The sequence below is a fragment of the Paenibacillus pedocola genome (genome assembly GCF_031599675.1).
GTDB classification, from domain to species: Bacteria; Bacillota; Bacilli; order Paenibacillales; family Paenibacillaceae; genus Paenibacillus_AQ; species Paenibacillus_AQ pedocola.
Genome location: NZ_CP134223.1, coordinates 4,597,017 through 4,619,983, shown reverse-complemented (window position 1 = coordinate 4,619,983; position 22,967 = coordinate 4,597,017). Strand labels below are relative to the sequence as shown.

19 protein-coding genes are annotated in these 22,967 nt (G+C 52.8%); 14 read left to right on the top strand and 5 right to left on the bottom strand.

Features of this window, described 5'->3' with window-relative positions:
• Nucleotides 1-2: 2 nt before the first annotated feature.
• From QU597_RS20580 to moaA, 6 genes are all read left to right on the top strand, one after another.
• A complete protein-coding gene (locus QU597_RS20580) occupies nucleotides 3-461 on the top strand; it encodes a GAF domain-containing protein (RefSeq protein ID WP_206101398.1) in 459 nt (152 codons plus the stop codon).
• Between the two features lie 32 nt (nucleotides 462-493).
• Nucleotides 494-1,525, top strand: coding sequence for a sensor histidine kinase (locus QU597_RS20575; RefSeq protein ID WP_310833366.1), 1,032 nt, complete (start codon nucleotides 494-496; stop codon nucleotides 1,523-1,525).
• Nucleotides 1,526-1,532: 7 nt separating this feature from the next.
• Nucleotides 1,533-2,180, top strand: a complete 648-nt coding sequence (locus tag QU597_RS20570) for a response regulator transcription factor (RefSeq protein WP_236332425.1) — start codon at nucleotides 1,533-1,535, stop codon at nucleotides 2,178-2,180.
• Between the two features lie 23 nt (nucleotides 2,181-2,203).
• The gene (locus QU597_RS20565) at nucleotides 2,204-2,731 is read left to right on the top strand and encodes a hemerythrin domain-containing protein (protein WP_310829618.1); all 528 of its coding nucleotides are present in this window, start codon (nucleotides 2,204-2,206) and stop codon (nucleotides 2,729-2,731) included.
• A gap of 341 nt (nucleotides 2,732-3,072) precedes the next feature.
• Nucleotides 3,073-4,563: a nitrate/nitrite transporter gene (locus tag QU597_RS20560; RefSeq protein ID WP_206101395.1), complete on the top strand. Its 1,491-nt coding sequence runs from the start codon at nucleotides 3,073-3,075 to the stop codon at nucleotides 4,561-4,563.
• Nucleotides 4,564-4,603: 40 nt separating this feature from the next.
• On the top strand, nucleotides 4,604-5,620 hold the full coding sequence (gene moaA / locus QU597_RS20555; protein WP_310829617.1) for a GTP 3',8-cyclase MoaA: 1,017 nt from the start codon (nucleotides 4,604-4,606) through the stop codon (nucleotides 5,618-5,620).
• Between the two features lie 16 nt (nucleotides 5,621-5,636).
• Here moaA and QU597_RS20550 read toward each other — a convergent pair whose 3' ends face one another.
• Entirely contained in the window at nucleotides 5,637-5,876 is a 240-nt protein-coding gene (locus QU597_RS20550) for a hypothetical protein (protein WP_206101393.1), read from the bottom strand.
• A 96-nt stretch (nucleotides 5,877-5,972) separates the two neighbouring features.
• Between QU597_RS20550 and ilvB the strand changes: the two genes are divergently transcribed.
• Nucleotides 5,973-7,652: a biosynthetic-type acetolactate synthase large subunit gene (ilvB, locus tag QU597_RS20545; RefSeq protein ID WP_310829616.1), complete on the top strand. Its 1,680-nt coding sequence runs from the start codon at nucleotides 5,973-5,975 to the stop codon at nucleotides 7,650-7,652.
• Between the two features lie 71 nt (nucleotides 7,653-7,723).
• Here the strand turns inward: ilvB and QU597_RS20540 are convergent, their stop codons facing one another.
• The 3 genes from QU597_RS20540 to QU597_RS20530 all read right to left on the bottom strand — a co-directional run bounded on the left by QU597_RS20540 (nucleotide 7,724) and on the right by QU597_RS20530 (nucleotide 11,971).
• Nucleotides 7,724-8,437 carry a YwiC-like family protein gene (locus QU597_RS20540; RefSeq protein WP_310829615.1) on the bottom strand — a complete coding sequence of 238 codons (714 nt, stop codon included), beginning with the start codon at nucleotides 8,435-8,437 and terminating at the stop codon, nucleotides 7,724-7,726.
• Between the two features lie 122 nt (nucleotides 8,438-8,559).
• A complete protein-coding gene (locus tag QU597_RS20535) occupies nucleotides 8,560-10,209 on the bottom strand; it encodes an AraC family transcriptional regulator (RefSeq protein WP_310829614.1) in 1,650 nt (549 codons plus the stop codon).
• Between the two features lie 31 nt (nucleotides 10,210-10,240).
• Nucleotides 10,241-11,971, bottom strand: a complete 1,731-nt coding sequence (locus QU597_RS20530; RefSeq protein WP_310829613.1) for a cache domain-containing sensor histidine kinase — start codon at nucleotides 11,969-11,971, stop codon at nucleotides 10,241-10,243.
• Nucleotides 11,972-12,286: 315 nt separating this feature from the next.
• Here QU597_RS20530 and QU597_RS20525 point away from each other — a divergent pair, with 315 nt between their 5' ends.
• The 3 genes from QU597_RS20525 to QU597_RS20515 all read left to right on the top strand — a co-directional run bounded on the left by QU597_RS20525 (nucleotide 12,287) and on the right by QU597_RS20515 (nucleotide 15,499).
• Nucleotides 12,287-13,633 (top strand): ABC transporter substrate-binding protein, encoded by a 1,347-nt coding sequence (locus QU597_RS20525; protein WP_310829612.1) that lies wholly within the window; start codon nucleotides 12,287-12,289, stop codon nucleotides 13,631-13,633.
• Between the two features lie 72 nt (nucleotides 13,634-13,705).
• A complete protein-coding gene (locus QU597_RS20520; RefSeq protein WP_310829611.1) occupies nucleotides 13,706-14,644 on the top strand; it encodes a carbohydrate ABC transporter permease in 939 nt (312 codons plus the stop codon).
• Nucleotides 14,645-14,650: 6 nt separating this feature from the next.
• Nucleotides 14,651-15,499: a carbohydrate ABC transporter permease gene (locus QU597_RS20515; protein WP_310829610.1), complete on the top strand. Its 849-nt coding sequence runs from the start codon at nucleotides 14,651-14,653 to the stop codon at nucleotides 15,497-15,499.
• Between the two features lie 75 nt (nucleotides 15,500-15,574).
• Here the strand turns inward: QU597_RS20515 and QU597_RS20510 are convergent, their stop codons facing one another.
• Nucleotides 15,575-16,429 carry a helix-turn-helix domain-containing protein gene (locus QU597_RS20510; protein WP_310829609.1) on the bottom strand — a complete coding sequence of 285 codons (855 nt, stop codon included), beginning with the start codon at nucleotides 16,427-16,429 and terminating at the stop codon, nucleotides 15,575-15,577.
• A 126-nt stretch (nucleotides 16,430-16,555) separates the two neighbouring features.
• Here QU597_RS20510 and QU597_RS20505 point away from each other — a divergent pair, with 126 nt between their 5' ends.
• Genes QU597_RS20505 through QU597_RS20490 form a run of 4 tightly spaced genes read left to right on the top strand, consistent with a single transcriptional unit; the run spans nucleotide 16,556 to nucleotide 22,640 of the window.
• The gene (locus QU597_RS20505) at nucleotides 16,556-17,701 is read left to right on the top strand and encodes a DUF2264 domain-containing protein (RefSeq protein ID WP_310829608.1); all 1,146 of its coding nucleotides are present in this window, start codon (nucleotides 16,556-16,558) and stop codon (nucleotides 17,699-17,701) included.
• A 41-nt stretch (nucleotides 17,702-17,742) separates the two neighbouring features.
• Nucleotides 17,743-19,551 (top strand): heparinase II/III family protein, encoded by a 1,809-nt coding sequence (locus QU597_RS20500; RefSeq protein WP_310829607.1) that lies wholly within the window; start codon nucleotides 17,743-17,745, stop codon nucleotides 19,549-19,551.
• Nucleotides 19,552-19,591: 40 nt separating this feature from the next.
• Nucleotides 19,592-20,728 carry a glycoside hydrolase family 88 protein gene (locus QU597_RS20495; protein WP_310829606.1) on the top strand — a complete coding sequence of 379 codons (1,137 nt, stop codon included), beginning with the start codon at nucleotides 19,592-19,594 and terminating at the stop codon, nucleotides 20,726-20,728.
• Nucleotides 20,729-20,741: 13 nt separating this feature from the next.
• Complete coding sequence (locus tag QU597_RS20490; protein WP_310829605.1) at nucleotides 20,742-22,640, top strand: DUF2264 domain-containing protein; 1,899 nt, start codon at nucleotides 20,742-20,744, stop codon at nucleotides 22,638-22,640.
• Nucleotides 22,641-22,967: the final 327 nt, after the last annotated feature.

Here is a 22,967-nt window from a genome sequence, read left to right as displayed (position 1 = left end):
CGATGACCAATAAGGTGGATTACCAACTGGAGCTTGACCGGATCCGCATGGATTTAGGTTATGATTTCATGTCACTGGCACTGGCTGAACCCGCAGAATATGACTACGTTATCCGATGGAAATACGCCTCCGGGAACACGAATGAACGTTACAAGCGGATCGTTCTTCAATCCGGAAGAGGGATTGCGGGAATCGTGTTCAAGACCGGAAAACCGTTTCTACTCCCTTCTGTGCAGAAAGATGTGAAGCCTGATTCATTGTTTAATTATCCCATTACCAAGATGGAGAATCTGAACAGCATTGGTGCTGTACCCATGTGGAATGATGCCCGCGTCGCTGGTGTGCTACTTGGCGGATTCAGGGGAGAGCGTGAGGTAACCGGTGAAATGCTGCTGGCCCTGGAAGCGACAGCGCGTAAAGGTATTGGAGACTTGAACGGGAAGGAATTGTTGCTGAGTTGATCATACCCGGAAAGGATCTGCCGAGCCTGCTCATGACGAAGCTGTTCGAGAACAGCACGGAAGCGATGTTCTTTTTTGACCGGGAAGGGAAAGCGCTGGCGATGAATCCTGCTGCTGAGAATATCGTTGACAAGGATATTCTGAAGCAGCTGTATCAGGGAAATCCGAAGGCGCTTTGCGGGACCTGCCGGGGATACACCAGTGAAACGGAGCTTCGTACTTGTCTGGATTGTTATTTAAGTACTCCGGACTCCGAGGAGTTCACTTCCTATCAAGTCTATCTGGAGACGAAAGATAAGGGGATCGTTCCCTATGCCGCGACCTTTCACACGATAGACTATGAGAATGATATTAGAGTGTTTATGCTTAGGGATTTAACCAGACAGTTCAAAACCCAAGAGAAGTTCTATCAGAACAAAATGATGAAGCATATCATTGAGGCGCAGGAGAATGAACGCAAGCGGATTTCCCGTGAGCTCCATGACAGCGTTGCCCAAGAGCTGATGAGCGCCGTGATTGATCTGCGGGTACTGAAATATATGACAGCCGATGAGCAGCTGCTGAAGAAAGTGAAGCAGACTGAAGTCTCTATGACAAGGCTTCTGCAGGATATCCGCAACCTCTCGGTGGAGCTCAGGCCAGCTGCACTTGATGACTTCGGACTTGAGGCTGCATTCCGTTCACACTTCAAACGGATGGAGCAAAGCTATGGGCTTGTCATCGAATATGAATCCAGGCTTGCTGACAAACGGTATGAGAGTGAGATCGAAACCGTTATGTACCGTGTGTGCCAGGAGGCTGTCTTGAACGCCCTGAAGTATGCACAGGTAGACACAGTCAAAGTATCCCTTACCGAAAAGGACGGTGTGCTGCGCCTCCTCATTGAGGATGAGGGGATTGGCTTCAATCAGGGTGACGAGCCCAGTGGTACCGGACTTGGCCTCTTTGGCATGCAGGAACGGGCGGAACTGGTGGGCGGCACCTTTAATGTAGATTCAGGGATAGGCAGGGGAACGAGAATTCTTTTGCAGGTTCCAGTAGGATTTGCCCGAGGAAAGGAATGAGCTTCTGATGAAGATTGTCATCGCAGACGACCATGCGATCGTGCGCAGCGGGTTCTCCATGATTCTCAATTTTCAGGATGACATTGAAGTGATCGGAGCGGCGGCAGACGGCAGGGAAGCTTATGCACTGGTCGCCAAATTCCGTCCGGATATTCTTATTATGGATCTAAGCATGCCCCCGGGAGAAAGCGGGCTGGTTGCGACTGGCAAGATTAAAGAGGATTACCCCGATACCAAAATCCTGATCCTGACGATGCATGATGATGATGAATACCTCTTTCATGTATTGAAGAACGGAGCCTCCGGTTATGTGCTCAAAAGTGCGCCGGACGAGGAACTTCTGCTGGCCATCCGGACCATCTATGAAGGGGGTACCTATATCCATCCCAAGATGGCCACCTCTCTTGTCCGTGAGTTCATCAAGCAGGAGAAAACCGCCGGGACAGAAGACCTGTTTGAGCTGTTGTCTAAGCGGGAGCTGGAGATTTTGCCGCTTATTGCCAAAGGTTACGGAAATAAAGAAATAGCAGAAAGGCTATTCATTTCTGTGAAAACGGTAGAAGCCCACAAAGCGAAAATTATGGAGAAATTGAATCTTAAAAGCCGGCCTGAGCTGGTCGAATATGCTTTGAAGAAAAAAATGCTGGATTTCTAACCGGCGAATGGAGGTACCGCTGCATGCCGGAATATACAGAGTTGCAGTTCACAACGCCCGCCATGCGCATTCTTGAGAATGAGCACCGCTATTTATCTTTTTTAATGGAAGAATGGCATGCCATCGTACTTTGGTTTGAACAGGAACATATCCGTCTGGATGAGGGCAGGATACGGCTTCAAGAGCTGCGGCAGGCGATCCTGGAGTTTACCGGTCCGCTGAAGAAGCATACTATGAAGGAAGAGACGCATTTTTTCCCGCTGCTGGGCACTTATATCGGGTTTGAACAAGGACCGCTGGTTGGAATTCAGGAGGAACACCGCGAAATTGACGGGTATATCGGGCATTTCCTGCATCACACAGAAGGCGGGCCAGACCTGCTGTCTCTGGAAGATATCCGTGCTGCTGTCAGAGATGCAGGGGAGGCTTTTGAGGTACTGACGGTACACTTTGTAAAAGAAGAAACGGTCATTTTTCCGATGGCCGAACATCAGCTGAGTGCGAAGGACAAAGAGCGGTTATGCCAGAAGCTGAACACGCTTATTACATGAAATGAACGGGCTGCTCCTAAAAGGAGCGGCTTGTTTTAGCATTGAAGTTTCCGGGGTCCCCGCAAAGTACCTGATTAAGCTCCGAAGCTAAGCCCCACTTTGTGGGGTTATTTTAAAATATAAAAATTTATCACCTTCATGTTATAAATTATCCTTCTATTTCTCGCAGAAACGGATACCGCCCCAAAAAGGGCGGCTATGCCGTTTCTTCTTATTTTCAGGGTTTCCCCTGTCAGGGAAAGGGGACTCCCCTATATCTGAGCCGGGGATGGGCAGATACAATGAATACAGGAAGTATTTGTACAGACGATCAGAGAATACATGGCGAAAAGGTGGGGCGAATGATAAAAAAATTGCAGTTGCCGCTACAAACATTAAACTTGATTACCGGATTCATGGTGTGGGTGATCATCTCTTCCCTGATGCCCTTTATTTCGGAGGATATCAGCATCCCGCAGGGAAAATTGGCGATGGTTACGGCCATTCCGGTTGTACTCGGTTCTATACTAAGAATTCCTCTTGGGTATTATGCCAACATTCTGGGTGCCCGCATTATCTTTATGTCCAGCTTTATTCTGCTTTTATTTCCGGTCTATTTTATCAGTGAAGCTTCTTCGGTAACCCATTTAATGATCGGCGGAGTGTTCCTTGGCATCGGCGGAGCCGTATTTTCTGTAGGCGTGACCTCCCTGCCCAAGTATTTCCCCAAAGAGAAGCATGGTCTGGTCAACGGGATCTATGGAATCGGGAATATCGGAACGGCGGTCACTACCTTCTCGGCTCCGATGGTGGCTGCGCAGATTGGCTGGGCGTCTGCGATTAAGCTATATCTGATTCTGTTACTGGTGTTTATCGCATTGAATTTCTTCTTCGGCGACCGTCATGAGCCCAAGCTCAAAACACCGATTATCGAACAGATCAAGGGTGTATCCAGGAATGAAAAGCTCTGGCTGTTCTCGCTTTTCTATTTCATAACATTCGGCTCCTTCGTTGCCTTTACCATTTATCTGCCGAACTTTCTGGTCTCGAATTTCGGTCTGGAAAAGGTGGATGCAGGCATGCGAACCGCCGGCTTCATTGCTGTGGCAACGTTCTTCCGGCCCATAGGCGGCTGGCTCGGTGATAAATTTCAGCCGCTGTTCCTGCTGATCGGCACCTTCAGTATCTATACGGTAGCAGCAATCATCCTGGCCTTTATGCCGGATATGGGCCTGTATACCGCGGGATGCCTTGCGATTGCCGTAAGTGCGGGGATCGGTAACGGGGTTATTTTCAAATTAGTCCCCCTGTACTTCAATAAGCAGGCGGGGATTGCCAACGGGATCGTGTCGATGATGGGCGGTCTGGGCGGATTTTTCCCTCCGATTATGCTGTCGGTGATTTATTCGGCGACCGGGCAATATTCGATAGGGTTCATGCTGCTCTCACAGGTGGCGCTGGCCAGTCTGGTGCTGGTAGTATGGCTCTATTTTCAGGACCGGCTTGCGCTTACCGCTGAAGTGTTCAACTCCACCGGGCAGGGTATTCTTGTAACGGATATCTCGGGCCTGATTAAGTCAGTGAATCCGGCATTTACGAAGCTCACAGGCTACACCGAAGAGGAAGTGCTCGGCAGACAGCCCAGCATTCTGAAGTCAGGCCGCCAATCCAAGGATTTCTACCTCGGCATGTGGAGGGAGATCAGGGAAAAGGGCATGTGGCAGGGAGAAATCTGGAACAAGCGCAAGAACGGCGAAGAGTATTTGCAGTGGCTGAATATCAGCGCTGTGAAGGATGAGACCGGCGAAGATGTCCGGTATGTGGGTACCTTCAGCGATATTACGCAGAAATAACCGGATGAACCGGTAAGCTTACCGGAAAGGAGACAGACAGATGAGTACTCATCCGCTACAAGACCAGCTGCAGCGGCCAATTCACGATTTGCGGATTTCAGTAACTGACCGGTGTAATTTCCGCTGTTCTTATTGCATGCCAAAGGAAGTGTTCGGTGATGATTTCGCCTTCCTTCCGGCAAGTCAGCAGCTTACTTTCGAAGAAATCCAGCGCCTGACGGGGCTGTTTGTCTCCCTTGGCGTAAGCAAAATCCGCCTGACCGGAGGAGAGCCGCTGATGCGGCAGAACCTTCCCGCACTTGTAGCGGGAATTCGTTCGATCTGCGGAGTGGAGGATATCGGACTGACAACGAACGGGGTATTGCTTGGAAGGTACGCTGTGCCGCTGTATGAGGCAGGACTCCGCAGGCTTAATGTCAGTCTGGACGCGCTGGAGCCTGAACTGTTCGGCAGAATGAACGGACGGGGATATAAGCCTGATACGATTTTGCAGCATATTGATCATGCCGTTCAAGCCGGTTTTGAGGTGAAAGTGAACATGGTAGTGCAGAGGGGTGTGAACGAATCGGAGATTGTGCCGATGGCCTCTTACTTCAAAGAAAAGAACATCACGCTGCGCTTCATTGAATTTATGGACGCCGGCAACGACAACGGCTGGAGCTATGATAAAGTCGTCACCAAGCGGGAAATACTGGAGCGCCTCCACAGCAGCTTTGAGCTGGAAGCGCAGGACCATAATTATTTCGGTGAGGTGGCCAAAAGGTACCGGTACAAGGGAAGCAGCACGGAGGTTGGCTTTATTACGTCCGTATCTGAATCCTTCTGCTCCTCCTGTACGCGGGCCAGGCTGTCTTCTGACGGCAAACTGTTTACCTGTCTGTTCGCTTCCGGCGGCTCAGATCTCAAGGCGATGATCCGCAGCGGGGCGAGTGACCAAAGCTTGCTCGCAGCCATCAAAAACGTATGGGAGCAGCGGAGTGACCGTTATTCCGATGAGCGGACGGAACAGACCGTGAAGAACAGAACCAAGATCGGCATGTCCTATATTGGAGGTTAGGCGGCGGAACGCTGCTTCAGCTGTTGATCGAGCCGGATTGCCGATCATTTTTGGCCGATTCAAAATTGCCCGAGCCTACCAGGCGGCGGATTTCATCTTCTGTCAGCTCTGCGCCGATCGATCCGGTTGGAATATTGGTCGAACCTTCGGTGGCTTCCGTGCGCTCCACCCGGGCGAAGCCTGCACCCGTCCGGCGGCCGATTTGCTCACGTTCCTCCCGGCTTAGCTTTGACGATTGATTGGATTCGTTGGCCATTACTTTCACTCTCCTCTTAAGGTAGTAATCATAAGGTAATACCCATATTTTGTAACCTGAAAACACTTTGTATACGACTGGAGACGAACTGTACTTATGAACGGAGCACAGCTGCTGATAGAGATGCTGATCGGGAAGAATATTGAAATCCTATTCGGATACCCCGGCGGTGCCGTATTGCCTTTGTATGATGCCTTGTATGATTGTGACAGGATACAGCATGTGCTGGTCAGGCATGAGCAGGCTGCGGTTCATGCTGCAGACGGATACGCAAGAGCAACCGGACGGCCGGGTGTGGCACTGGTCACCAGCGGTCCCGGAGCAACCAACGCTGTCACAGGAATCGCTACAGCATTTATGGATTCTGTTCCGCTAATCGTTCTTACCGGACAGGTATCCACCGACCTTATTGGCCTGGACAGCTTTCAGGAAGTAGATATTTACGGGATGACCATGCCGGTTACCAAGCACAATTATATTGTCAGGGACATAGCCGATCTGCCGAGGATCGTTAATGAAGCGTTCCATGTGGCGACAACAGGGCGGCCGGGGCCGGTCCTGATTGACCTGCCGAAGAATGTGATGAATGCGGAGTTCACAGCGGAGAACCAGACTGCTATGCAGAGTTCGCCGCCATTCATCCGGGGATACCAGCCCGATCATGCCATTGATCCGGCGGATATTCAGGTGGCGGCAGAGCGGCTGAGCTTGGCGCAGCGGCCGCTTATTCTGATTGGCGGAGGCTGTATGACAGATGGTACACCAGCGCTATTAAAAGAGTTCTCCGGGCGCTTTAACCTTCCCGTTGCCAGTACACTCATGGGGCTGGGGGCGCTCCCGTCCGGACATCATCTTCATCTAGGCATGGTGGGAATGCATGGAACAGTGGCTGCCAACCGTGCGCTGCAGAATGCTGATGTTGTGCTCTGTCTCGGCGTCCGTTTCAGTGACCGTGTGACCGGCAACCGCAAAGCATTCTCTCCGGGATCTTATAAAATCCAGGTGGATCTGGATACATCGGAACTGAACAAGAACATCCCCATAGACTTAGCGATCACAGGCTCATGCGCTGAACTGCTCGCAGGACTCCTGGAAAACGTACATACAGCAGCGGATCACTCCGCTTGGGAACAGCAGATCGGAACCTGGACCCGCCGCTCTGCAAAATCAAGACGGGAACTGGAGGTTAAGCTGACCCCCCAGGAAGTTATCCGGTGCCTTCAAAAGGCTACAGCAGGCGATGCCATTATAGCTACGGATGTCGGCCAGCATCAGATTTGGACCGCAACGCATTATGAATTCTCGGAAGCCCGGTCCTTTCTGACCTCCGGGGGGCTTGGCACCATGGGATACGGTTTGCCTGCTGCGATCGGCGCTGCCGTTGCTTTTCCTGACCGCCATGTCATTTGTATCACGGGTGACGGCAGCTTCCAGATGAATATGCAGGAGATCATGACGGCTGTGGATCATGGGCTCAATGTTAAGGTCGCAATATTTAAGAACGGGTATCTGGGTATGGTAAGACAGTGGCAGCAGCTGTTCCTGGGCCGGCGGTATTCCTCGGTGAGGATCAGCTCGCCGGATTTTGTCGCCCTGGCCAAGTCCTTTGGCGCCAACGGGTTCCGGGCAAGTACGCTTGCTGAAGCGGAGCAGATTATCGAGCTTGCGCTGCACACGGACGGCCTTGTCGTAATGGAATTTGATATTACCGAGGAGAAAAATGTATATCCTATCGTCCCCCCCGGGGCCAGCAATCAGGATATGATCGTAGAATAGATTAACCCAACAACAAGGAAGCTCATCTACCCGGATTACCGGCAGATGAGCTTCTTTGTTACAGCTATATATTAGAAGTACAACCCAAGCACAGATACATATAACATAAGGGAAAAGCCGATTTCAATCATTCCGGTGTGCTTGGCTGAGATCCCGGTCTTGGGCACAATGGCTGCCCGTATCAGCAGAATTAAGAGCGGAACCACCAGTGACGGAAAGAGGAACAGCCCGGCTGCCGCAAACAGCAGATGATACCCCACAGAACCGTAATAGAAGGTGATGTTGTTGCGTTCACGAATGACCGTTTTGACATAGAAGGCGGTTCCGACGAAATACAGCACGGCCAGCAGGAACAGCTCTGTTGCTGTCCGCCAGCTTTCACCCTGACCGACATAGAAGACCGGATAAATGATCAGGCAAAATGCCGCTATGGCCGAGATGTCATTGAGTAAGGCACGTTCATTTTTGGTTTTGGCATAATAGAGATTTACAGCGAACAAAGGCAGGAGCGGCAGAACAAACCATAACAGTACCGGTTCAGCGATTACCAGATAAATGATTAATGGCACCAGCAGAATTCCATATACCTTCAAAGGCTTTTCATAACGCTTAAATTTTCCGCTCTTGACCCCCTGCAGCACAGGGAAGCTGAACAAATAAATCAGAAGCCAGCAGGCAAACAGCGGAATATGTATCCATTGCCCCCCAGATGCTGCTACTCCGAACAGAAAGGGAAGGATGAGCATGGCCCAGGCACCATGCTGGTTAGGGATATACTTCCTCATCTAAACTTGACCTCCTACCGAAAAATTATAGGGCAGAACAGGAACTTATCTCCCTAACTATACGGCATTTTCCGGAAGGGCCTAGGTGATTTGAAGCACAATGCTGGGGGTGTTGCCTGAGCTCAGGAGCGGCTTCTCTCCCGGAGACTGCCGTCAGCCTGCGTACCCGCCTCCATCTGCTGCATATATTCCCGGGGGGACATGCCGGTGACCTTCTTGAACACCTTGCTGAAATAGAAGGCGCTCTCGTAGCCCAGCTTTTGCGAGATTTCGTAAATGCGGCCCTCGCCGCGCAGCATCATTTCTTTGGCTGCCGTGATTTTGGTCTCGGTGATATATTCCACATAATTTACCTTTGCGATCTTGGAGAAAAGATGGCTCAAGTAGTTGGGGCTGAAATTGAAGACATCGGCTACCTGATTGAGCGACAGCTTGGTGCCGAGGTTTCGTTTGATGTACTCCTGGACATTTTTGACGATCTGCTCCTTGTAGCTTTGTCTTCTGGTGGAGAGGATGGCGGAGCAGCCGTCACGGAACGTGATCAGCCAGCCCGCGATCTCTTCAATGGTATGCATCTGGTAGATAGCGCGGTAGCCCTCCGGTTCATGCTCAAAAATATGCTCAACGATCTCTTCCCCGTCCGCAAGCAGGGAGGTAGCCATATAAAGAATATTGCAGGCGGCGTCGGTGGCGGGAACGAGCAAGTCGGAGCGGCCGTCGAAGATCTCGATCATTTTCGAGATAATGGCATAGAGCGCCTGAGTGTCCATCTCTTCAAATGCACGGCGGATCTCGCTGCGTGATTCGGAGAAATCGAACAGGGGATAGTCCTGCTCCTGTGGCTCCCCTTCTGCGAAGAATACGAACGACTGTGCTTTCACCGCAGCCGGCAGTGCTTTGCGGGCCGCGAGATAGCTCTCCCGCAGCAGATACGGGTCCTCGACCGCAAAGCCAATCGCACCGATAATCGTTACATTGAAGTAGTTGTGGAGGACGGAGGCCATATCGGCCAAAAGCTTCCGGGTGTCCGGCATCCACGTCCGCGGATCGGTCCCGCAGACGGGCAGAGCGACGGCAAAGTTGCGCAGGTCCAGACTTGTAACATAGCAGGTCCTGATGGATGTAAGGGTATCCTTGGCCATCTGCACGGTGCTTGAACAGAGGGCCACCAGCTTATCCCCGCGTGGAGGAACACTGTCCGGGCCCAGAATACGGCAGGTACAGACCAGATAGGCAGGGCCGCTGAGGTCAAGGTCCAAATCCTCTTTTTGCAGAGAATACTGGTTTTTATTCTCGAACAGGTTATTGAACAGCCGGATGAAGAACTTATCACGCTGGGCCTGCAGATTGCCGCGGTGGACAAGCTTCGGGTAGCTCTCCAGCGTCTGATAAGCCTCCAGCAGCGTAATGGCCCGCTGAATAGATGCGGCCAGTGTGTCCGGCGTCAGTTCCAGCTTCACCAGATAATCGGTGGCCTGGACTCCGATGGCTGCGCGTGCGTATTCAAATTCTTCGTAGCTGGTCAGGATGATGAACAGCGGAAGCCGGCCGTACTTTTGGCGTACCGAATCTGCAACCGCAAGGCCGCTCTTAACCGGCATTTTAATATCGCTGATGACTATATCCGGGCGGAGGCTGTCGATCATTTCTTCCTCCTGAGCCCCGTTATGAGCGATTCCGACGATCTCTATGTTATACTGCTCCCATTTCAGCATGGACTGCAAGCCGATACAGACGAGCGCTTCGTCATCGGCAATCAGCAATTTGATCAAGCTCATCACTTCCTCACTCTAAGATTCCGGGTTATTCCTTCAGCAGGAACGGCAGCAGAATCTTCATCTGTGTATACTGCCCCGGTTCACTCTCGATTGAAAGGCCGTAAGGTTCCCCAAATGCGAGGTGCAGGCGTTCATTGACACTGCGGAGCCCGACATTCTCGAACAGCCCCTTGGAGCCTTCCTCCCGCTCGGACAGGATCTTCGCGATCTGCTCCTCCGGCATTCCGACACCGTTATCTTCGATGGTGACCAGAATATCGGCGAAGCCGCTTTTTTGCACCGTAATCATGATATCTCCTCTGCCTTTGGGCTCGATCCCATGGAAAATGGCGTTCTCTACAAGCGGCTGGAGGGTGAAGCGGGGAATTAGCCCTGACAGCAGGTCCTCGTCAGAAATCGTCAGATCCATAGAGACAGTACCGCCATAACGGTATTTCTGGATCAGAAAATAATCCTCCAGCAGCTTCAATTCGTCCTTCAGCGGCAGCAGCCGCCGGTTATCCTTGGCAATACTGCGGAGCAGTCTGGACAGGGCAGTGGTCATTTCAGCAATGCCGGTCGCATTCTGAATCGTCGCCATCCATTTGATTGAATTCAGCGTATTGTAGAGGAAATGGGGATTGATCTGGTTTTGCAGCATCCGGTATTCCAGCTCCTGCTTCTGCTTCTCGTCAGCCAGCCGGCTGTCCATTAATGCGGTGATGTCCTGGGACAGGCGGTTGATCCCTCTGCCCACATCTCCGAGTTCACTGTTCCATTCGATATTCCGGTCGAGCAGGAAGTTGCCCTGGGCGATTTTGTCGATCCGCTTCTTTAATTTCTCCACCGGGAGACTGATTGTCCGGGTCAAATATACGGTAATAATGCCGCTGAGGACAAGAACCATGAAACTCACGCCCAGCATAATCGGAATCCAGATGCTTGCCTTGGGGGCGAACTGGCTGCCGGACAGGGTCTGCGACAGCACCACTCCGCTGCGTACCGGATAAGAAACGGCGATGGTCTGCTCCCCGTCATCCAGCCGGAGGGTGGACAGCTTGGTTTGCGGGCCGACAGGCTCATCATCCGTGTAAGGAACCGGTTCATAAGGCGCTCCGATGTCCTGCACCTTGTCGCCGATGAGCTGATAATGGTTGTCTCCCAGCGTCAGCAGCAGCCGCGAATCCTCAGGGAGGGAGTACCCTTTCAGCTTGTCGGTAATTACGGACGTATTGACGAGCAGATAGACCGTTCCGATCCGGGCTGCCCGCTCTCCGTAAACCGGTAAAATATATGGAATTCCAACCGAGGTGGAGAGCGGGTCCTTAATGACCTGGTCGTATTCTTTTACAGCCTCATTATTGTTCAGTCCGGTAATCTGTCCGATATTATGGATAGTGAGCGGAACGGACGTGCTGACGGAATTGTCCACCTGCAGGAACTTTCCCTTATGGTCTGTAACTATCAGGCGGCGGACATAGCTGTTGGAGCGGTTGATCCGGAAATCCTCCTGCATCGAGTTGAAGACATTAAGTGCATCCCTGGCTTTGGCCTGCGGTGAGCCGAAATAGTCGGTAAGCAGGGTATTCGTCGCCGAATTGGTGCTGCTGGTCATAGCGAGTGCGGACAGATTCAGCAAATCCTGTTCTATAATATGGGAGACGAGCTGGAGATTAAACTCCGTCGCCTGAATGGTCGTTTTCCGCTGATAGTAGGAAATTAGCTCATAGCTGAAGAATGACAGGAGCGCGGCAATCAGCAGCGCAAAAATAATCATAATCAGAATAATGCGGCTTTTTATGGTAGACTGTCTTCTCGTTGTGAATCCTCCTTCACTTATAATGAAGCGGTTACATAAACACCATAGCATATTCCTGTAACGCAAAATAGAGGGGGAGGCAGGAACGAAGAATTTTACAGGTTTTAGATAGAATATTACAGGTCTAACGCGGAGGAAGACTAAAAAGAACATAAAAGTGAAGGATCTGCGGTTGAAAGTGCATCCCATCCGGGCCGGGAACCCGTTAGAATGTGACTTAGCAACTGAAGATGATTCATCGTCAACCAAACAAGCGGAAAAGGGGATATTTAAATGAATCACAAAAAATTATACGGTATGACCTTCGCTACTGTGCTCTCGCTGAGCGTACTGGCCGGGTGCTCCGGCAACAACAATGAAGCTAATAATGCTGCTGCCACAACGGCTCCTTCTACTGGAAATAATGCAAGCGCTTCCGCCGAGCCGGGCCAGGATCCTGTTACTTTGAAATGGGCGCTTTGGGACTGGGAAGCCACCGCTTACTACAAGCCTTTGATCGAAGCCTATCAAAAAGAGCATCCGAACGTCACGATCGAATACGTCGATCTTGGTTCTACCGACTATATGACCATGCTCAGCACACAGCTGTCCGGCGGTGCGGATCTCGACATTCTTACCATTAAGGATATCCCCGGATACTCCAATCTGGTGAAGCAGAATCACCTGGAGCCGCTTAAGGGATTCATGAGCGCAAACAGCATTGACCCTTCACTGTACGGCGGTACGGTTGAACAGATTGAAGTGAACGATGAAGTGTATGCGCTTCCGTTCCGCAGTGATTTCTGGATTGTCTACTATAACAAGGATTTATTCGACAAAGCCGGAGTAGAGTATCCGACCAATGATATGACATTCGACCAATATGATGAGCTTGCGAGAAAAATGACCTCCGGCAGCGGAGCGGAAAAGGTGTATGGAGCCCATTATCATACGTGGCGCAGTGCGGTTCAGCTGTTCGGCATTCTGGACGGCAAGAACACTGTGGTTGATGGAAACTATGACTTCCTGAAGCCGACCTATGAGCGGATTCTGAAGGAGCAGGAGGACGGCATCGTGATGGATTACGCTACCCTGAAAACCTCCAGCACGCATTATTCCGGCGTATTCTACAACAATTCCGTTGCCATGATGAACATGGGCAGCTGGTTTATCGCCACTCAGATTGAGAAGGTCAAAAGCGGCGAATCCCAGGCCACCAACTGGGGCATCGTGAAATATCCGCATCCGGAAGGCGTGGAAGCCGGAACAACACTGGGTACAATTACTTCCCTGGCCGTGAACCAGAAGTCCGAACACAAGGAAGCTGCACTTGATTTCATGAAATTCGTGACTGGCGAAACAGGGGCAACCGTGATCGCTTCCACCGGTACAATCCCGGCGATCAAGAATGATGAGGTTATCAGTTCCATTACGTCCATTGACGGTTTCCCTGCAGATGATAACAGCAAGGCAGCCCTGACCACTGTGCAGACTTACCTGGAAATGCCGATGCATGAAAAGAGTGCCGATATTGAAGTGATCCTGAACGAAGCACACGACAACATTATGACGAAAAACGCGACGATTGACGAAGGGCTTAAGGATATGAATACCCGTGTGCAGGAGCTCTTGAACAATTAAGCGGAAGGATAACGTGATTCTCAGGGGGCGGGCGGAGACCCGCCCTTTTATAGAAAGTTTGGAGGAGAACGAATGCAGAATGAAACCGTATTGCGACCCAAAAAAGCCCCTAAAAGCTTACTGTCCAAAGGCGTCCGGGATCACCTGGTAGCTTACAGCTTTATTGCGCCGAACTTTATCGGCTTTGCGATCTTTACCCTGGTACCCATGTTCTTTGCCTTTGTGCTGGCGTTTGTGAAATGGGACGGGTCCAATCCGATGGAGTTCATCGGGTTCGATAATTTTGCCCGCCTGATCAAGGATACGACCTTTCATAAAGCGCTCTGGAATACCATTGTCTACACAATCGGCGTTGTTCCCTTCACCATGGCAGTGGCGCTGGCGCTGGCGATCCTGCTCAATCAGAGGATTATTGCCCGTAATTTCATGCGGACGGTGTTCTTCTTCCCCTATGTCGCTTCGCTGGTAGCGGTAGCGGCGGTTTGGAACTTTATCTTCAGTCCTACCATGGGGCCCGTCAACAATATTCTGCACCTGATTTCCGGCGTTCCAATTGAGGATCTTCCCCGCTGGGCGGCAGACAAGCACTGGGCGATGTTTACCGTTATCCTGTTTACCGTGTGGAAGAACATGGGGTATTACATGGTGATCTATCTGGCAGGGCTTCAAGGCATCAACTCTGAGCTGTATGAAGCGGCTGAGCTGGATGGAGCAGGTGCCTGGCGAAGATTCCGCAATGTGACGGTTCCGCAGCTGGCACCGACGACGTTTTTTGTCCTGATGATTCTGGTGATCAATTCGTTCAAGGTCTACGATATCTTTATCAACCTGTTTGCCGGTGCCGATAACCAGCTGAACGACTCTACAAGAGTAATGGTTTATCAAATTTATAATACGGCGTTCCGTTCGCTCGATTACGGGTATGCCAGCGCCATGGCCATTGTATTGTTTCTGCTGGTACTCGGGATTACCATCGTCCAGTTCCGCGGCGAGAAGAAGTACGGACAATAGGAGGATATGAACGATATGGTAGGTTCCAATAAAACAATTAGAATTGGCACAATGGTGCTTGTATATGCTCTGCTGGCAGTGACAGTACTCTGTATGCTTGTTCCGTATCTCTGGATGCTGTCCTCATCACTCAAGCTGAATAAGGACGTCTTCTCCTTCCCGATGCAGTGGATACCGGCGAATCCGCGCTGGGAGAATTTCGTGGACATCTGGACCAAGATTCCGCTCGGACGCTTCATTTACAATACGGCCAAATTATCCGTAATCGTGACCATCCTGCAGCTGCTGACGTCGAGCTTTGCGGCCTATGCGTTCTCCAAGCTGCATTTTAAAGGGAAAAACGTGCTGTTCCTCGGCTATATTGCCACCATTGCGATCCCTTGGCAGGCTTATATGGTGCCGCAGTTTATCATGATGCGTTCTTTGGGACTGAACAACACGCATATGGCGATTATTCTGCTCCAGGCCTTCTCGGCATTCGGAGTGTTCCTGATGCGCCAGTTCTATCAGGGCGTGCCGGATGAATTGTGTGAGGCGGCACGGATCGACGGTCTAAGCGAATACGGGATCTGGGCGAGAATTATGCTGCCGCTGTCGAAGCCGGCCTTGTCCACTCTGACGATCTTTACCTTCGTCTCTACCTGGAATGACTTCCTGGGACCGATGATTTATTTGACCAAAACCGATTTAAAGACGATCCAGATCGGGCTGCGCATGTTTATTTCGCAATATTCAGCCGAATACGGGCTGATTATGGCCGCCAGTGTAGTTTCGATTATTCCGGTAGTCATTGTGTTCCTGGCGCTGCAGAAGTATTTTGTGCAGGGGGTTGCGGCTTCGGGGATTAAAGGCTAGGAGGATTGTGACCGGCTGTATTGAACCTGGCAGACTGCGATGTTAGCAGGCTGCCGGGTTTTTCTATCAAGGGCGTTATAGTCCGTCTTTCTTCTCCGTTTGCTTACCGTATTTACCGGGCGGGACGCCCGTGATGTTCTTGAAGGTGCGGATGAAATTGGCATAATCATTGAAGCCGGTCTGGTAGCAAGTATCAGACACGGAGGTTCCGGCGGATAAGAGCTGCTTGGCTAACGCGATCTTTTTGAGCAGGACGTAACGGTAGATCGTTCCGCCTGTCTGCTGCTTGAACATATGGCTGAGATAATATTTATCGACACCCAGTTCCGCGGCGATCTGCTCCAGTGACAGATTCAGCTGCAGATGGTTGTCAATATAGCTCATGGCGGATTGGATATGTGATGAAATCATGCTCGGAATGGCGGAACGGGTATGGCTGTACAACTCATTAACGAGTACCAGGAGCTGGATCAGATAAGTCAGTGCCAGCACCTCGCTGCCGTATTTCGGGTGTTCCAGCAGGCCGATGAGTCGTAAGGACAGGTCCATATATTCTGTAAGCTTCGGCTCATCCATATGTGCGAGATTATGCTCTCCAGGCTGGCGGTTCTGGAAGCAGGCCAGCAGATTCGTGTCTGCGGTACAGAAGGGATACACGAGCGGGGACTTAAAATGAATCGTTAACCGTTCATAGGGCTCCGGAGACAAATTGATGATTTTATGAATCTCGTGATTGTTGAATAGGAGCACATCGCCCCGCTGCAGGGGATAGCTGTATTGATCCACGAATCCGTTCACCTTGCCGCCCAGGAACAGGAAGATTTCGTAATGGTCATGGATATGGAAATCCCGGGTAGGGGAGATTGGCGAATTGCCGATTCCCGCCAGAATATCGCCATCGAACACCTGATAATACCCAGCATGTTTCATGCAGACAGCCACCCTTCAGATTCATCGCAAGAAACGCAATAAATCATCATTAATCGCAAAGACATTGCATTAACACAACAGTAAACTATAGAAGAAGATTGCGCAATTAAAGGGGCGAAACGATAGATGAATGATACGGAACAGCGTAAATACTGGCTGGATACGTTGCTGCAGATTGGACATCCGGTCCTGGTGGCACTTAGCCGGAGGGAACTGAAAAAACAGCTTCCTACAGCGTTTCACAATGACCGGAGCAGCTTTGCCCAGCTCGAAGCCTTCGCCAGACTGGCCTGCGGAATGGCCCCATGGCTGGAGCTGGGAGGGCTGGAGGGGGAAGAGGAGCAGCTTAGAGCCCGCTATGCCGGGCTGATGCTGGAGGCTATCGATGCGGCTACCGATCCGCTTTCACCGGATTACATGGATTTCCGGACCGAAGGCCAGCCGCTGGTCGATGCGGCCTTCCTGGCCCACGCACTGGTGCGCGCACCGAAGCAGCTCGCCGGGCGGCTGAGTGAGCGGGTTAGAGGCAATGTAATCGACGCACTAAAGCAGACGCGCCGCACCGCGCCGAGCGGCAGCAACTGGCTGCTGTTCAGCGCCATGGTCGAAGCCGCCCTGTACATTCTCGGTGATTCCGACTATGACCGGATGCGCGTCGGGTATGCCATCCATATGTTTATGGACTGGTATAAGGGGGATGGCGTATACGGGGACGGCAAGGAGTTTCACTGGGACTATTACAACAGCTTTGTCATTCAGCCGATGCTGGTCGATGTGGTGAGCCTCTTCGAAAAGGAATCGGGGCAATATGCTGAATGGAAGCCGCTAATCGTGAAGCGGGCGCAGAGATACGCAACCGTACTGGAGCGGATGATCGCGCCGGATGGAACGTATCCGTTCACTGGCCGCTCCATTGTCTACCGTTTTGGAGCGTTTCAGCTGCTGTCGCAGGCGGCACTTCAGCATTTTCTTGAGGAAGCGCTTCCGCCGCAGCAGGTGCGCTGCGCCCTGACAGCAGTGATCGCCCGGATTATGGAGTTTCCCGGCAATTTCGATGAGGACGGATGGCTGCGCCCGGGGGTATACGGCTACCAGCCGGAGCTTGCCGAGAGTTATATCAATACGGGCAGCCTCTATCTATGCGCTTCCGTATTTCTGCCGCTTGGCCTGCTTCCTTCCGACCCCTTCTGGGCGGGGGAGAACATGAGATGGACCTCGCAAAGAGTTGCTGCGGGTGAGAATGTGATGCGGGATTCGGCCTTGGGCAAGTGAAAAGCGAACCAAAAACCCGGCCGTGACAGGAGGAAGAAGGCATGAATAAGCATAGGCTTTTCGAAACGGTGCTGGAGCTGAAGCCGGTATCCTTAAACCTGTATTATCCGGAAGGAGATATGGATGCTTGGTGGAAACAGGCAGCAGCGTCCCCACACTTAGAACAGGAGATTGCAGAAATGCGTGCGGAGGGGCAGAGACTGGACGGGCAGGCTATTCCAGAGCTGACGGCAGAGCTGTTGTCCATGTTCGCACGGACAGGTTCTAGACTTCCGTATGAGCGGGTCTACTTCGAGCGGAGAAGACGGCTCAACACCTATGTGTTTCTTGCCTTGCTGGAGCCGGAGAATCCGCAGCCTATGCAGCGGCTGGAGGAAATTCTCCTGGCAGTATGCGATGAATATACCTGGTGCCTGCCGGCGCATCTCCCCCCGGAGCATCAGGCTGCTGATATCGGCCGCTATATTGATCTGTTTTCATCCGAGACCGGCTTTACGCTGAGCGAGATATCGCTGCTGCTGGGGGGACGACTCACGCCGGTGCTCCGCTTACGGATACGGCAAGAAGTGGAGCGCAGACTGTTCCGGCCTTTTCTGACTCAGGGGCCTTATGAATGGGAGACTGCCCGGCATAACTGGTCGGCTGTCTGTGCAGGCTCGATCGGTGCAGCTGCCTTGCTGTCCCTGGACGATCCCATGATCCTGACTGATATTCTTATAAAGACAGAGAGCAGTATGCGTTATTATCTGGAAGGCTTCGGGGAGGACGGGGCGTGCCTTGAGGGGCTTGGCTACTGGAATTACGGCTTTGGCTATTTCACCTATTATAGTGATCTGCTCCGCTCCCGCAGCGGGGGGAAGCTGGATGGGTTCCACAATGAGAAGGTGCGCAGGATCGCCCGGTTCCAGCAGCAATGCTTCATCGATGGCGCCCTTGTCGCCAATTTCTCGGATTCTCTGCCGCAGATGTCTGTGCATATGGGCTTGTCCCATTATCTGGCGGAGGTCTATCCCGGGGAGGTCGAGACCCCACCGTCAGTACTCCGTGCGCCGTACACCGAAGATCACTGCAGCCGGTTTGCTCCGGCGCTCCGCAATCTGCTCTGGACTAGGCCGGACAGCGGGAAGAGCGCCTGGGAAGCCTCGAGCTGCTATCTTCCCGATGCCGCATGGCTGATTTCGCGGCATGTGCCGGAAGCAGGCTCGTTCGGATTCGCTGCCAAGGGCGGCCACAATGCTGAGCCGCATAACCATAATGACCTCGGACAGTTCATCTTGACCGGGCGGGGCGAGGTCTATGCAGCCGATCTTGGCAGCGGGGAATATACGGCGGATTATTTCGGCGCCGGGCGGTATCAGTATGACTGCAACGGATCGCAGGGCCATTCGGTCCCGGTCATTGACGGCCGGTATCAATCTCCGGGGAAGCAGTTCAGCTCCGTGGTGCTCCATGCATCCGCGGGGGATACGGATGAACTGACGCTGGACCTGACGCGGGCCTACGAGGCTGAAGGCCTGCTGTCACTCACCCGCTCCTTCGTCTGGCACAAAGAAACGCTGCCCCGCCTCGAGCTGCTGGATGAATACCGGTACGAAGGTGTTCCGGGAAGCTGGACCGAGCGGTTTGTCACATGGCGCAAGCCGGAGCTGCTACGATCCGGTGCTCTCCTGCTGCCGGGGGAAGGCGGCGGAGTCGAAGTGTCCTATGATCCCGGGGCAGTAGAGCCGGAGATCGCAGCGCATAGGTACCGCGATCATTTTGGCCGGGAGCAGATCTGGCACAGCTTGGACTTTCATGCGGTCCGGCCGGGCAGCGAGGGCAGATTTGCCTTCACTTTTCAGTTTCTATAAAGGATGCGTGCAAATTCAAAATAAAGGCGGGAGTTCGAAGATGAAGATGACGGCAAAGCAAACGTGGATCGATGAGGCCTGGGGCAAAGCGCTGGAGAAGACCAAAAGTAACAGCCGGAGAATCGGCGCCGGGTTTCCTCACGCCAGCCAGGGCGGCAAATATGTGCTTGAGGCTCCGAACTGGTGGACGGCCGGCTTCTGGCCGGGCATGCTCTGGCAGTTCTACGCAGAGAGCGGGGACGAGAGTCTGAAGGCAATTGCCGAAGAGTGTGAGCAGCGGCTCGATGAGGTGCTTGACGGCTACGTTAAGCTGGATCATGATTTGGGCTTCATGTGGCTGCTGACCAGTGTAGCGAATTTCAAGCTAACGGGTGCAGAAGCCTCGCGGATCAGGGCATTGAAGGCCGCGAATTATCTGGCAGCCCGCTTCAATCTGAAGGGCCGCTATATCCGCGCCTGGAATCCGTGGCGGGAAGGCGAGGATAACAGCGGAATCGCGATTATCGACTGCTGCATGAATACAAGCCTGCTCTACTGGGCTTCCGGGGTGACCGGTGATCCGCGCTACCGCCATATTGCGGAGGCGCATATGGATACAGTGCTGGAGCATTTCATCCGGCCGGATGGCTCAGTCTATCATATCGTCAGCTTCAACCCGGAAACGGGTGAAGTGGCGGAGAAGCTCGGCGGGCAGGGCTATGCGCCGGAGTCGGCCTGGTCGCGCGGCACAGCCTGGGCTGTCTACGGATTGGCGCTGGCCTATCATCATTCCGGCAAACAGGAATATCTGCATGCAGCACAGCAGGTAGCGAATTTCTTCCTGACCCGCCTTCCGGAGGATCATGTCCCGCATTGGGACTTCCGCACATCCGGGGCAACCGGTGATCTCCGCGATACCTCGGCCGGAGCCTGCGCAGCGAGCGGACTGCTGCTGCTGGCCGGTCAGGTGAACGGTTCAGAGTCTCATGTATACCGGAATGGGGCGATGAAGATCCTGGAGTCCCTCTACCGGAATTACGGAACGTGGGGGAATGCCGACGAGGAAGGACTGCTGCTTCACGGCACTAGTAACTATCCGGAAAACCGGAATATTGATGTTCCGCTGATTTACGGAGACTTTTTCTACGTGGAAGCCTTGGCCCGGGTGAAGGAAGCCGGACCCTTCTACTGGGAATAGGGGGGGATACAGGATGAATAGCGAGAAAACAACAGCAGCTTCACGGATTCAAGAGAACCCGCTGGAGACCCGGCAGGATCTGGTGCGGGCACTTGAGCAGCTTACGGCTCCGCTCCGGCCGCTGTATAGTCCGGGCGGTGCGCGGCTGATAGCCGGAACAACCGGAGCCGGTTATCCTGCCAAGATTGCGGAAATGGAAGGCTTCTCCCGGGTGCTGTGGGGGCTGGTGCCGCTGCTGATGGGCGGCGGAGACAGCGGACTCTGGGAGCTGATACTGGACGGCATCCGGCATGGAACCGATCCTTCCCATGAAGAATATTGGGGGGAAGTAGGGGATTACGACCAGAGGCTGGTGGAGATGGCGGTCTTCGGCTTCGCCCTGGCGGCCATCCCGGAACGGATCTGGGCACCGCTTACTCCGCAGGAACAGGATCATTTGTACCTCTGGCTGAATCAGATCAACGCCCACCCCTGCTATGACTGCAACTGGCTATTCTTCAACGTGCTGGTGAATGCCGGGTTCAAGAAGCTGGGTCTTCCTTATGATGCTGAGCAGCTGGAGCACAATTTGCGGCGCATGGATGATTTCTATTTGGGTGAAGGCTGGTACAGCGATGGGATTAACGGCCATAGCGATTATTACGTGCCCTTCGCCATCCACTATTACGGACTGCTGTATGCGAAGCTGATGGAGCAGGAAGACCCGGAGCGTTCCCGTCTGTTCAAAGAAAGAGCTAGACTGTTCGCGGCTGAGTTCATTACCTGGTTCGCGGCTGACGGCTCCGCGCTGCCGTACGGCCGAAGCCTTGCTTACCGCTTTGCCCAGTCTGCCTTCTGGAGCGCTTATGCTTACGCTGAAGTAGAGGGGCTCCCTGCAGGCGTCATTAAAGGACTGGTGCTGCGCAACCTGCGCTGGTGGTTCGCTCAGCCCATCTTTGACGGGAATGGCGTGCTGACCATCGGCTATGCCTATCCGAATCTGGTGATGGCAGAGAACTATAACGCTCCCGGCTCTCCGTACTGGGCCTTGAAGACCTTCCTGCCGCTGGCCTTCAGCGAGGAGCATCCGTTCTGGAAGGAGGCCGAGCTGCCGCTGCCGGAAATCCCGGCTGTTACGGTCCAGCAGCCGGCGCATCTGGTTATCGTCCGGGATGCCGGCGCCGGCCATGTGGCTGCCTTCAACAGCGGACACCTGTACAGTAATGAACATACCCACACCTCAGCGAAGTACGAGAAATTCGTCTACTCGACAGGCTTCGGCTTCAGCGTGCCCCGCGCCGAATGGGGCTTATCTCAGGGAGCCTTTGATTCGATGCTCGCCCTGAGCGAGGGCGGAGACAATCTGTACCGGGTCAGACGCCGGAACCTGGAGTCGGAGATCACGGACAATGTGCTCCGTTCGGTCTGGAAACCATGGGCTGACGTCGAGGTCCAGTCCTGGGTTATCGCCGGCCTGCCGTGGCATATCCGGATTCACCGGATCAGGACCGGCCGGGAACTGGATGCTGCGGAAGGAGGCTTTGCACTCGGCCAGGAAACAGAACGCGAAGAGAGAATCGGCAAGGAAGGTGCCGTTGTATCTACTGCCTGGGGAACCAGCGGGGTTCAGGGACTGCTCGGCTACAGGAAGGCAGAGCTGATCTGGCCCAATGCCAACACCAATCTGCTTCGTCCGCGGACGGTGCTGCCGACACTGACGGCATCCCTTGCACCGGGAATCCACTGGCTGGCTTCCGCTGTATATGGGGACCCGGCCGGGGCTTATGCTAAGGACAACCGTTTTTTCATGACTAAAGATGTCCTGGAACAATCACCTGAAGCCTTGCTGAACGTGAGGTTTGAGCGGGATACAATCACGGTGCTTACGTCTGGAGGCAGGGAAATCATCATCGCCATGGACTATATAAGTTGAACTTGTGATTTTACTATTTTGGATTGGCCGTGACTCCAGAGAATATTTGGACTTCCGGCCGCTGTTGTCTGCAGATTTCTTGATTATAAACCGCTCTTCGCGGTGGAAATCAGCAGACAAAGGCGGACGCTATCGCTCCTACAGTTCCAAAATTCCCCTCCGTCACTTTTTCCCAAATTAATTATTTCAAGTACAATCTATATAGTATTACATTCTGATATAGCCGGGGATCATCAATGAAATAATTGCCCGGGCAATTATATACAAGAAGCCCAAAGGGGCTGTCCCATAAGTAGAATTTTCTGCGAATGGGACAGTGTTTTAAAA